7 protein-coding genes and 1 pseudogene are annotated in these 12169 nt (G+C 44.1%); 5 read left to right on the top strand and 3 right to left on the bottom strand.

All coding sequences use genetic code 11. From position 1 onward, the window contains the following. Positions 1-57: 57 nt before the first annotated feature. Positions 58-363 (bottom strand): annotated as a pseudogene (locus tag NA986_RS01630) (Arm DNA-binding domain-containing protein); the annotation flags it as partial. Between the two features lie 307 nt (positions 364-670). Continuing rightward, a complete protein-coding gene (locus tag NA986_RS01635; RefSeq protein ID WP_023216788.1) occupies positions 671-1519 on the bottom strand; it encodes a hypothetical protein in 849 nt (282 codons plus the stop codon). Positions 1520-1765: 246 nt separating this feature from the next. Here NA986_RS01635 and NA986_RS01640 point away from each other — a divergent pair, with 246 nt between their 5' ends. Beyond that, a complete protein-coding gene (locus NA986_RS01640; RefSeq protein WP_070793948.1) occupies positions 1766-7930 on the top strand; it encodes an ATP-binding protein in 6165 nt (2054 codons plus the stop codon). 111 nt (positions 7931-8041) lie between these two features. Here the strand turns inward: NA986_RS01640 and NA986_RS01645 are convergent, their stop codons facing one another. Then, a complete protein-coding gene (locus NA986_RS01645) occupies positions 8042-9997 on the bottom strand; it encodes a hypothetical protein (protein ID WP_070793949.1) in 1956 nt (651 codons plus the stop codon). 359 nt (positions 9998-10356) lie between these two features. Here NA986_RS01645 and NA986_RS01650 point away from each other — a divergent pair, with 359 nt between their 5' ends. From NA986_RS01650 to NA986_RS01665, 4 genes are all read left to right on the top strand, one after another. Next, positions 10357-10830, top strand: coding sequence for a hypothetical protein (locus tag NA986_RS01650; RefSeq protein ID WP_023216882.1), 474 nt, complete (start codon positions 10357-10359; stop codon positions 10828-10830). Further along, entirely contained in the window at positions 10827-11033 is a 207-nt protein-coding gene (locus NA986_RS01655; RefSeq protein ID WP_024147225.1) for a helix-turn-helix domain-containing protein, read from the top strand. Before NA986_RS01650 ends, NA986_RS01655 begins: the two co-directional genes overlap by 4 nt. Before the next feature lie 347 nt (positions 11034-11380). Beyond that, positions 11381-11638 (top strand): AbrB/MazE/SpoVT family DNA-binding domain-containing protein, encoded by a 258-nt coding sequence (locus NA986_RS01660; RefSeq protein ID WP_023216880.1) that lies wholly within the window; start codon positions 11381-11383, stop codon positions 11636-11638. Then, entirely contained in the window at positions 11639-11971 is a 333-nt protein-coding gene (locus NA986_RS01665; RefSeq protein WP_070793950.1) for a type II toxin-antitoxin system PemK/MazF family toxin, read from the top strand. Positions 11972-12169: the final 198 nt, after the last annotated feature.

Consider the following 12169-nt stretch of genomic DNA (forward strand, 5'->3'; position numbering starts at 1 on the left):
TTCTGGTGAAGGCGAAAAGATTTCCGTCAATATCATAGGCAGAATTATGGCGCATCAGCTTTTGGCGACGACACGGGACGAGCGGGTTTTATCGCGCTTTTCCTGAAGGATTTTTTCATCAGCCTGTTTTTTGCGTTCGGGTCAATCCCCTGAGCCAGCAGCCTTTTGACCTCGTCACGGCGTTGTCTGGCATCAGCAAGAGAAACCGCAGGGTAAACTTCAATAGAAAACACCTTCTGTTTGCCATTGAAGCGATAGCCTGACTGCCAGTATTTTGAATCGATAGAGGCCAAACCCGTCAGCGACCTTGACGGCCTTTTCCGCTGGTCTGGCATTTTTTACTTTAGTATCAGTCAGTGACATGACGGTTCCCTCCGCGTGCTGGTAAAACGCAAATCGAACCAGCTTTACCAGCAAAAGGGTATGGCTTCGAGTGGTTTTTAGTAAACGAGAGTGAACCTGAAGAAGGGGTTAATCAGTTGATATAAATGCAGAAAGCAGACGTCAGTAAACGTCTGCTTTCCTTAATTTGGCTCCTCTGACTGGGATCGCCTTTGCCATTAACTGGCTGAAGATTAAGCTAAATCAGAAATCCAGTCTTGTCAAGACCACCAGAATGACCACCATTTATATTGTATATCTAAAATGGTGATAATCAGCAGCGCACCTATTAAAGAGGATACGGAATCTTGAGCTCATTAGCACTAATTTGACGCTCCATCAATTGTGCTTCATGTAAAGCTGCATCACTGAAACTTTTACCACTTAGAAGAGTATCAATCGCTTTAAATAATGACGAATCAAACTGGTTATGAAGCCATTGATATCTCCCCCAACGGAGTTTTTTAAACTCAGAAGAACACTCTTCACCAAATGCAACTAAAATTAAGTTTTCAATATTAGCATCGCAATGCCATGCCACTTTAGATGGCTCATCCTTTCCTGACTTCAATAAATAAATGGAACGCATCAGAATAGTGCAGTAAGTAGAGTAAAGCGCCCACACAAATTCACCAATATGTGGCCTTACTAACTTAACTTCTTCAGAGCTGGCATTGATTAAACATATCATATCAAATTGCTCCAATTCATGTGAATATTTATGTAATCGTGGATCAGTATAGAAATTTTTCATTTCTTCATCAGTGAGAACGTCCGTAAAAGAGGCTGCACCAGGAAATATTTTGCGAAAGTCGATTATCCCTTTCCAAAGAATATCGACTGCATCAATTTTTCTTGAAATTGTTGCTTTTTGTACCTCAGAGAAAGACGCAGCAGCAATTTTTAATATATTTGATTGTCGATCTAATTCTGCCTTCATATCTGTTAGATGAGCATCGCTTTCGGTTTTAAGTTCAGCCTTAAGCCTTTCTAATTTATTATCATATTGATTTTTAATGCTTAAATGAATTCGGTTTCTAATCCAGGTTCTTAAAAGCCAACCAACACCAGTCAGAAATACCAGACTGAAAGCAGTAGATGTAATCGTTTGTAAAAGAAAATTTCCCAACATCTCCATTTTTAATCCCCGTTTTTTGTTTATAGCTGTGAGAAAGTATCGTAATTTGATGCGACCAATCCTACCATTTTATACCGAAAAGCACTGTAACTTAATGAATTTATTGATTTAATTCGTTATGTGAGGTATCTATTTGATTCTCTTGATTTTGTCTTGCAAGTATCTGAGTAATGTATTTGAATATTAAGAACATAAAAGTTTAATGACTTAGTATATGTAATCATTTTGTTGGGGGGTGTTGGTATTATGAGTGACCGAAGATCAGAGAAGCGATTTAGTAACAGTCCCCTAAGTGCTGCCCACAGGGGTTACGTCTACCAAGATTTAGTCACGGCATATCTATTCATCTGTTGCCTTGTTCGCCGAGACGAGAAGATAACTGTTGATCGCAAAACCGTTGAAGACGACCGTTTTGATGATATTGAGGTCATTGTAAATGGGCATAAATTACGTAGGCAACTAAAATCAAGTGAAAATATAACCAGGCCATTAACTTTCGATGATTTTGATAAAAAGAATTCATCTTTACGGTTTGATCGATTAGTCAATACTTTTCTCTCCTCAGAAGAGGATACTGCTACTGAAGAATATCGGCTCTGTGCAACATGGCAGTATCCTGATTCTGACGACCCTGTTGTTGAATTACTTATACCAGCTAATAGCGCTGCTGGTACTTTCGATGGATACTCCACGGAGCTATACTATTTAGATCCTGATAGGGTCTGGCCGAAGAGTTCTTCCCCAGTATTTAAACCATTGGTGAGTATCCCTGGAGGGGAAGCTGTACCTAGTCGCGATGATGTAATTGATTTTTGCGAGCGGTTTATTATTGAAATTGCATTTCCTCCTGCTTCCCTTGATCTTGAACATCCCGGGCCTCTCGAGAATTTACTATTAAAAATGCTTGTGGAGCATGTTGGTATTGGTCGCTATCCAAATGATGAACGCCGCGTGGAAGATGTGGCAGCACTGGCAGTTCATATTGCTAATGTTGCAAGGACAAGGGGAGAATCATTATCGCCATCCCTTATAGCGCAACGTTTATCACTCCGTACTGACTTTGGTCGTATTGCTCAAGCATTCCCTCTAGACAGAGCTGTTTTATTCGAGCGGAAGTCATTACAGAAACAACTCTTTGAGGCAGCACAACAACAAGGGGTTCATCTTGTTCTTGCTGGTCCAGGAGCCGGTAAATCATGGTCTTTGACGCAGTTGTCAGAAGAACTGGTACAACAGGGTTTTATTGTAGCTCGCCATTATTGTTTTTTGGAGCCAGGGGATGAACTGGTTGAACGAAGAATTACAACAAACGTTTTCTTCGCTAATTTGTTGGCTGAATTGCATGAATCCTGTCAAAAACATGCAATCCCTTTACAACAGACTTTTTCTTCAGGTATTCATGAGCTCGAACAGACCTTAGGTGAAATCTCTGCCTGTGAAATACATACTGTGATCATTGTTGATGGGCTGGATCATATTGCGCGTGTTCGTGATGCATCATTAGGCCTCAGTGATAATGAAACAGATATTGTTGAACAATTGGCAACGCTTGAGCTACCAGAACGAGTAACGCTAATTATCGGCTCGCAACCAGGAAATCATCTTGAGCCATTACGGGAAGTATACAACTCTAATTTGAACGAATACGTTGTTGAACCTTGGTCATTCGAAGAAGTGAGGGAACTAACTATAAAACTTGGGTTAGGTACTTCACTAGCAGAGATTAACCTACAAGAAAAAGAAAATGACGTTCTGCAAATACTGTTCCAGCGCTCGGAAGGTAATCCTCTATATACTCGTTACCTTTGTTTTGGTCTGATGGATGGTCTTTTATCTGGTGCAATTACTGAACCATTTGAATGGCTCATAGGGGTGCCCGACCTAAATGGCGATATTAAACATTACTACGGGCACCTATATTCGTCGGCAGGCAAACAAGCTCAGGCGATTGCTGATCTTATGGGGGTGATGGATTTCTCAGTAACTGAAAGTGAATTATGTGAAATTGTCGGCCCATTACTTAGAGGATATGTTTCCACTGCACTACAGATCCTACGTCCCGTCCTAACCCAGGCAACTACTCAGGGCGGCATGAGGATATTTCATGAAAGTTTTCGACGTTTCATGATTGATGAATTGATACGTCAGGGAAGACAAGTCGCTGATATTTTATATCCCGTAGCGGTATGGCTGGAAATGCGAGGATTTTTTGTTGATGCTAAAAGTTATCGCTTTTTGCTACCAATTATGAGGCGGGCTGGAAGAGATAACGAAATTCTGACATACGTTTCAGCATCATTTGTACGCGAAAGTGTCGCTCATGGTCATCCTTCCGAAGCTATTCAGAAAAATATCATGCTTGCGACGGATGTGGCTGCTCGTACTCTTAACTGGCCTGCATTGGTCCGCTATGCTGAATTATCCAGAGCACTTAATTCTTGCTTTGAGGAAGGGAACAATGATTGGCAAGAGTATTGGCGGACTTACTATTCTATTTATGGGGCTGATGCATTGGCCGAGAGGCTGTTGTTTGATGGTCGTCCAACACTAACTCAAAAAGAAGGTTTACTGGCCTGTCAGTTAGTTGATTCCAAAGGGGTTGCCGCACCTTGGCAAGAATACTTATCTATTACAACAGAAATAGAAGATAGACTCGATTATTCGGATACTAAGTCTCATGGTGACGTTCGTTGTGATAATGAAGAGGAAGCTCTCGCAACCATTTACGGTGCATTACGGTTAGGGCGGTATAGACAAGTTATTCGACATATTTATTGGAATCTCTGTCGTTCAGGATTGCTTTTTTCGCCTTGGTTCTTGCGTAATTTAGCTCAACAACTAGCTCAGTTTACGTCCCCAGCCTTAGTCGAAAGAATTTGCCATAGAGGGGATCCTACTTATACTGGACGCTACAGATTACCAGACAGAACTGTCTGTCTCTTATTTCTAGGTCTTTCAGATTTCTACCGGAATATAAAAGCAGTAGATGGCAGTCGGCATTATGCCGAAATGGCCTTATGCCAGGCTGTTACGCCAATAGAAGCTATGTGGTGTGTTGACGCTGGAGCTTCAGGTGAACGAGCGCTTGATATAGTACGTAACGAGCTTAAAGTTGAAACAACTCCAGCAAATGAGCGTTATTCACCAGAAGCCGAGTTTGTACACCAGTGGGTGGCATCAGTACGTCTGAAAGCTCGCGATGTGGACTGTGAGAGGTTTTTCCAGCTTCAACGACTTAGTCTGGAGGGAGACGGCTGGTATCGCTGCTGGCTGAGGTTTGTTCTTGCTGTTGCATTGGCTGAAGCGGCTGCGGTGAAAGATGAAGCATACGATATTCTAGCCGCTTTTGAAGAATTAACTAAGGACACAAGACCATTCGCTGGTAGCCCCAGAGCCTGCGATCTCTATTCGATACATCCTATTATCAAAGCGAGCCTCGTTCGTGCACTTAAGCTCCTCAAAACTCGTGAGGAGTGGGAAAAAGCTCTAAGTATTATTTCTATGGTTCGTAATGATACGACAACATATCTGGATCGAGATGAAAATAGTCCGCTTTCAGGAGATGTATTGTATTCATTTTTTCTCGCACACACAATAAAGCCCGAGATTGCAGATTTAATCATTAAAAGGCTAGAAGATGAGCTTGAATCTATGGAAGCAAATGGTACTTATTACAGTATACATGCGTTAGAACGAATGAAGTTGGCTCAACTTTATGCGAAAACGTCCCCCTCGGAGGCAATCCGGCACTGGCAACAGGCCATTGTATTTTTATTAGGCTATGGTTTTCGAAAAGATATTACATTGTTTGATATCATCGAATGCGTTCCTGCATTAAAACTTCATTCAAGAGAATCAGCGATATATGCATTGATTCGTCTCCGCCCACTACTAAGTGCAGTACTTTGTCATACCGATCATAGAACGACAAAACATGCCCCCAATGCATGGTTTAGTTCACTGTTGCAAGTTGACGAAGTTCAGGCAATCGAATTACTTAACCGTACTCTAATGTATGAACGAGGTATTTTTTCTTGGACAAGTATAGAGGCACAGAAGGAGACATTACGTCAACTGGCTGACCGGGGGGATTCAATTTTATTGAATGCATTATGGTCAACATTATTGGTTGATATTGACTATGAGAATGCCGGAGAAGCAGTAGTAAAAGAGAGACTGTCCTCTGTCCAACGCTTACTTACAGAATATCCGGCTTATGCTCAGGAACGATTCACGGTACTTTGTGCAGAAGTATTTAATGATTCTTCTAACTACCAATTAAGCGCGGTTGAACCTTTGCGGGAATTTGCCGAAGAACATAGTCTGCATATGCCAGCTTACAAACTTGATGAAACGAATAAAAATAGAGAAACTCATCGAAGAGAATATATTGGAGATACATCTACGATTACCTCTATGGCTTTACGCATTCCAGTATTTCCGCCAACACCCAAATTTGTCGAACTGCTAACAATATTGCGAAAGCTTTCAAAATCAACTCTTTCTCGTGCTGAATATCAAGAGTCTGTTTCACTACCATTAAGTTATATAATGACGGAAATGGTACAAAGAGGAGAAGAAGAGCAGGCTCTGCGTCTACTCTATTTTTTTGTTCACGAACGTTCTTATTGGTCTCTGGAGAGTATTACGCCGGTATTATGTTTGGCGGAGTGTCTGGAGAATTCTGGACATGAAAAATTGGCTGTTGTCGCCTATACGCTTGCTTTCACTTCTGCAAGAGGAGGACGGGGGTGGCTCAATTTTGGTGATGACACACAATCCGCACCTCTCTGTCGGGCTCTGGAGATGGATAAAAAGCTGGCACTGCAAACGCTGGCACAGGAGACGCTCCGACGGCTAAATATGGACGGCTATTATGGGTTATCCCGTCACCTGATTGAAAGGATAGCTGACTGGGGCGATCATGAACTGGCAGTGAATGCCTGGGAAGAGGCCTTCACCATTATTGAAAGCCGATTACCGCTCCCCGGTCAAATTCATGTGTTTGAAAACCTTGAACTTCAGGCTACCCCTGAATGGTCTTTGGATGAATCACTTTGCGTGCTTTTACTCACGAATACAGGCAATGCGGTTATCTCCAGGCGAATAGCAGCTCTGTCAGGTATTGCTCGACTGGTAAAAGAGAGAACGGAACTCTTTTATAACCCTCTAAAATATTATCTGATGCATACCAGTAGTGTTTCCTCACTACAATCCATACTACAGATTCTTAACGAAACTCTGGCAGATGTGACTGCTTTGGTTCAAAGGCTTAAAGAGCCATTAAGGGATTATGCTCAAAGTCCTTCATTAAGTTTGTCACTGTTGGCCAAGCTTCTTTTATCGCGTATCAAAGAAACAACATTTAACGCGAAATCAGCGATGTCATTGGCAACAAACACACCTTCAAATAAATCCATGGAAGTAGTTACCTTTGCTGATGAAAGCTGTTTATTGAATATTTTCCAAGAAGTATGGCCTGAGTTGCCTATGCTTGTGGCTACCAGAATGGAATCATATATTACTGGTGACGCTGAAAACGTTTTCAAGCATTTTATGAAGGAACGATATGAACTAAAATATGACCGAGGAAATTATGTAAAACCTTCGGCTCGAACTTTACTATGGCATTCTGAATTATTTCTTGCCATTTTTGATAATGTTTTGACCGAATTTCCGGCACAACTCTGGCGCAAGGGATTGTGGGAAGCAGACATAGAACGTAGCATCCTGGGACAAATTCTGCCTTTTATGCCTCTTCATCTGGCTATGGACGCCAGTCGGATCCCCAGACCAGACTGGCCGTTATATGAAAGTAAACAATATAAACTGGCAGAATTTACGCGGGTCTCTAATGAAGACCCAACATGGGGGGGATGGATAAGATTAGGGCTGTTTGAACAATACTATTTTCGGGCAGATGGTAAAGATTATGGCCCCATGGACAGGAAAACGGTGCAATGTGCTGCGATTGTTAGGACAAATCCTGATGGGATGGTTCCTCCGAAAGTATCGCCTTTAGGCAGTGATGATGCCTTAGTTTGGTGGGAAGACATTGATTGGATGGAGGCAATGCAGGCTCGAGCAAAGCCACAATTAGTTAAGCTGGATAAAGTCAAAGACTGGTTGGATGATGTCTTTGTTCTGCTTCCTCCTGCGGCTCTGAAATATGATGCACAATTGAAATCATCTCATTACGCGGGGCCGCTATGCTGGTACGATGAGAATGGCCAACCGGTAGTTGTTTTACGAACATGGCGAGTTAAGGGAAAAGGTACTGGTGACATAGATGCCCACGTAATTATCGGCGCTGATTTAATTATGCATCCCAAACTGGAAAAGGTATTGCATACGGCATACGGCGGACCGCTTAAAGAGCTTAATTCTGTTCACTGCGAAACCATTTCGTAGAAGCGCGGAGAATAAAACAATTAGGATGTTAATGGGCAGTGGAAGACATATGTTTCAGCTGCCCAATAGCATTGTTTAATATAATTAAACGTGCTATTTGTTAGAGGGAATTCATAATTTCTTTTGGCAGCGCCGCAAAAAACGCCCCTCCGACACCTTATCCACAAAAGGGCGCAACAATGCCGCAACCTTAATCGCTTCCACTTCGTTAATATGGCAGTCACCGTCGCGAAATAGCGCCATCATGCCGCGAAACAGATAGTCATACAGTGACGAATTGCTTTCATAAACCGTACTTTCCCTCCGATACTTTTGCAATGCTGTTACCACAGACTCTCGCTCATCCTGCGAAGCACCGACGCTACTGCGGATATAGCCCCAGTAATTGACGGTAGTCTTGTTCAATAAAAAGAGAAAGGCATCGCAAAGTTGCTCAAATTCACTTGCCCTAAAGTACACCCGGCGAGTGTAGATATTAAAAAAATCTTGTAGTTCAGTCAGCAACGCCAGCAGACTCTGTTTGCTGTCAACCTGTTCAACAGAGATATTACTTTCCGGTTGGTAGTTGGAATAAATATCATCGGATGTACAGGAGATATGGCGGGGTGCGCGAAATGGTAGTCGTTGCCAGCCCCTGCGTTCTGGAAAGTGATTAGCACAGTACCAGCTATCTGCCGCAGGGATTAATTTCTCCATCAGCCAGCGATATGTCGTCAACGCATCCCAGTAATTACGAGGCCCGATGGCGTCCTCTTCCATATTATCGATCTCGTAGCGACTGGGAGGTTGCCAGATTAGCGCCACGCGATGATTAGTAAGGCGATTATAATTAGGGTCGCGGCTGGCTAATAGTGTGACGTGATGCCCTTCGTTCATTACTTCGTCTTTATGACGGGTAAAGACCATAATACGCTCACGGGCAGGATTAAATATCGACCACTCGCCTTCGGTATCCAGATAGTCATGCTGTTGACAAAAGATGCTGATGCGACCCCATAGCCAGTAAGGAATGGTTATGAGATGAATATTATCGCCCAGTGGTGTACTGTTCGAGAAATCAACAGTGCGACAAATCCGGTCAATCTCTTCCATGCGCTGTTTATAACCCCTCCAGAACTTATCAAAAGCATCACAGAGAGAGCGGGTTTCATTTAGGGTAAGTGCAAGGCGGCAGTTACCGATATCGCAATAATAATTTTCGCCATGAGGTTCTTTTAAAACCCATGGTCTGACTCCCGCCTCCGGTGGGCTACCGGCTCCTTCGAAGGCCGAATTTAGCAGGTCATTTTGACTCATCGTCAGCAAAACATGGCTATAGCGGCCATTACGAAAATCAATAAAACAGGAGAGAGGGTTCCCTTTCAGGTTAGGTAAAAACGCCTGAATAAAAACATGATCGTTCTGAAGTGTATAGGTATCACCATTAATGTGTTCATATGGATGTGTGTAATTTTGCCAGGCAGAAGATTCGTTATAGTCCCAAACGCCATAGTTTTTGATATTTAACAGTGCTCGCTCGCCATAAAAAAGAGACACCCAGCTCTCGTGACAAAAGCGATACAACAGATCTGGACAATACAGATTTTTCAGCCAGTCGTGGATCAATTCCGTATCAAGCACACGATGTACTATATTCAGTTCTTTAAATATAGACTCTTGTTTTTTATATTCCGCTATTAATTTTGCTGACGCTTTCTCACTGAGAAAAATGTAAAACTCATTGATATTTACCTGCCATTTTTCCCGATGTTCATTAAAGCGTCGAACAGTGGAAATATAGTGGCTGTTTGTGAATTTTTTACAACGTTTCACTTCGTATAACGAATAAACGTCCTGATTGCCGTGCTGGCGATGCGTAAAAATATCCGCCCCAAATTGTGATTGGCCGGAAATGCCAATCGTCATGGTATCAACTATCTCGCCGTCTTCGATTTTCAGCCGTTTCTTGATGAGCTCACAACAAAATAGCTCAAACGTTTTCTGTTCCATAAGCTCCAGTGGTAAATAAGCATCTGCTTTTCCTACTGGTGGCCCCAGCTTTACAATCTGTTGTTCTGTAGTATTCAACGGATCTTCTCCATTCCGTAAGTCAGAAATTATATAAATGACGAGTCAATGAGATTTCGATTGTATGAATAATGACCCATTTCCCATTAAACTCCCTTGCCGTTAGCCCCTAATCGTTGATATCCTACCGGACGAGGACTCAAAACCTCATCTAACGCGGCCAAAACCAACCCCGTCAGTGTTGGCTTTTTTGTACCCTCCGTTCGTAAGGACGGAGGGTGTGTGCTGCCCGATCAAGGTCGGGAGGGCGACGAATACAACACCCTTCGGGGAAATTAGTCCGCGGTTTCGTTAGACCGTTTTGAGCCTCCCGGCACCCTATTGGTGGTGCTTTTCTCAAAGAAACTAACGAGGTTAATATGCCTAATTTTTCACTTCCTTTAAGTCAATCGCCCGACAAGCTGCTTACAGTTCCCTTCAGCGCTGCCACGGATTTTACCGTACTAGCCAACCACTGCGAAAACTTCGCCGAAACCCTGATTGAAAGCAACGATCCCACACTGAAAATGGCGCTCTGCGGCAGACTCAATGCCTGTCTTACACTGTTGCAGCCCACGTTGTTAGACCCCGTTCCTCCCCATCTTATTGAAAGCCTGACCGTTGACACCCTTCCTGCAAATTCCCCCCGTTTCGAGCCTGAATGCACAGAGCTTTGCCGCTACTGTCTCGCCCTGACGCAGACGCTGGCAGGGCAAGGCTTTTACTCTGAAATGGAGAAACACCTTAGCGGCCTGCTGTATGAACTGATCAGCTATTTCGCCGCGGAAATGAAAGCCCCTCGCTGGCTACGCACATCTGATGGAGTGAAATTTATTGACGAGGTGACGGCATGATGCAACAGGACTGGCATCCCGCCGACATTATTGCGGCGCTGAAAAAGCAAGGAACGTCGCTGGCGGCGGTTTCCCGTAACGCCGGGCTGGCGTCCTCTACGCTGACCAACGCCCTTAACCGCCGCTGGCCCAAAGGCGAAAGGTTGATAGCGGAAGCGTTAGGCATCGCGCCTGAGCAAATCTGGCCTTCACGCTATCTCTGATGTTCCTCCGGCGCAGCCCGGATACGGAAGCTGCGCCGCATTTTGTTTATCTGATTTGTCATAATCCTTTGAACCGCAAAAACAGTTTTCTATTATCGACCTTCTTACCACGAACTAAGCTCCCGCCTGCACGAAATGCTTCATGACCTGAAAGAAGCGCCTGATGTATCAGGACGGTTGCCTTTTTACCGGCAATGTCGCCTTTGAAAAATGCCGGATCTGTCCTCTGATAGATTAAGGCTTTCTTCACGCTTTATTACGCTAAGGAAATCACAATGAATCTGATGAATAATTGTGCATCGCCTGCCGTAGATGTTATATTAAAATATAATATCCGGAGGTGCTCTATGTATACCACTCGTCTGAAAAAGGTTGGCGGATCCGTCATGCTGGCTGTTCCTCCCGCCGTGCTGAAAACGCTGGGGCTGTCGACGGACAGCGAAGTGGGCATGACCATTGATAATGGCTGCCTGATTATTGAACCCCAGAAACGGCCACGTTATTCGCTTGAGGAACTGCTGGCGCAGTGCGATCCGCACGCTGAAATGAGCGAAGAGGATCGGGAATGGATTGATGCGCCTGCGGTGGGCAAGGAGATCCTGTAAATGGACAGAGGGGAAATCTGGCTCGTTTCACTGGATCCGATTGCCGGCCATGAGCAAAGTGGAAAACGTCCGGTACTCATCGTATCGCAAGCATCGTTTAACAAGCTGACCCGACTACCCGTTATTGTTCCCGTCACCAGCGGCGGAAACTTTGCCCGCGCAGCCGGTTTTACCGTCTCCCTGGACGGCGCGGGAACAAAAACAACGGGCGTTATTCGCTGCGACCAGCCCAGAACTATTGATATGGGCGCCCGGAACGGTAAGCGGCTGGAACGTATACCCGACGCTGTTGTGAATGAAGTGCTGGCCCGACTGGAGGCCATTTTGAGCTGATGCTTTTTATGTAACCTGAACGAGGGCGCTGTCACGTACAGCGCCCTCATTTTTTATAACGACAAGTGATTAAAAAATCCTTTTGCAGGTAAAAACAGTTTCTCCTTTCCGCGCCAGCGGCACTGGCGTAGTCTCCTCCTTGCCCTATGCTGTCGTTGACAGCGCCACGCTTCACAACCTGAAAGAAGCGCCTGTTAT

It is taken from the genome of Salmonella sp. NW177 (genome assembly GCF_051811585.1).
Classification (GTDB): domain Bacteria; phylum Pseudomonadota; class Gammaproteobacteria; order Enterobacterales; family Enterobacteriaceae; genus Salmonella; species Salmonella enterica.

Excerpts from the sequence above, each read along its gene's own strand:
- NA986_RS01635 (WP_023216788.1), bottom strand. The coding sequence starts at position 1,519 with ATGGAGATGTTGGGAAATTTTCTTTTACAAACGATTACATCTACTGCT.
- NA986_RS01640 (WP_070793948.1), top strand. The coding sequence starts at position 1,766 with ATGAGTGACCGAAGATCAGAGAAGCGATTTAGTAACAGTCCCCTAAGT.
- NA986_RS01650 (WP_023216882.1), top strand. The coding sequence starts at position 10,357 with ATGCCTAATTTTTCACTTCCTTTAAGTCAATCGCCCGACAAGCTGCTT.
- NA986_RS01655 (WP_024147225.1), top strand. The coding sequence starts at position 10,827 with ATGATGCAACAGGACTGGCATCCCGCCGACATTATTGCGGCGCTGAAA.
- NA986_RS01660 (WP_023216880.1), top strand. The coding sequence starts at position 11,381 with ATGTATACCACTCGTCTGAAAAAGGTTGGCGGATCCGTCATGCTGGCT.
- NA986_RS01665 (WP_070793950.1), top strand. The coding sequence starts at position 11,639 with ATGGACAGAGGGGAAATCTGGCTCGTTTCACTGGATCCGATTGCCGGC.